1 protein-coding gene is annotated in these 534 nt (G+C 67.0%); it reads left to right on the forward strand.

The features are described 5' to 3' along the window. The coding region (locus ACXJKJ_RS31975) for a hypothetical protein (RefSeq protein WP_457395758.1) at positions 1 to 534 on the forward strand (534 nt) is incomplete at both ends.

A 534-nucleotide genomic window follows, 5' to 3' on the forward strand; every position in this document is an offset into this window, starting at 1 on the left:
GTCCATGGTCCCCGATGCAGCCTCGCAATCGCGGCGGGAGGTGCGTCAGCAAGCCGAGGCCAGCATGGTGCTCACTGGCCAGATCGATATCGGCACGGATGGCCAGGTCGAGGCGTTCCAGATCGACAAGCGCGGCCAGGTCAACGATGCCATCGCCCGGTTTGTCGAGGGCGCGGTGCAGGCCTGGCGGTTCCAGCCGGTGCTGGTCGATGGGCAGGCGGTCAAGGCGCGCAGCCCGGTCAGTCTTCGCCTGGGCGGCAGGATCAATCCCGATGGCGGCCAGCAGGTGACGCTGCTTGCCGCCAGTTTCCAGCAGTACGACCCCACCGCCACAGACGACGTGACCCGGCTGAAGATGCCCCCGCCGGCGTATCCGGAAGACGTCTATCGTGCCGGCGGACGCGGCGACGTTCTGTTGCTGGTACAGGTGGGCCGCGATGGCAAGGTCATGGACGTGGCGACAGAGCAGGTCAACCTGCGCGTGATTGCCAATGAGGCCGCCATGCGCCAGATGCGCGACAAGCTGTCCCGGGT

This window comes from Roseateles sp. P5_E1, from assembly GCF_054049335.1.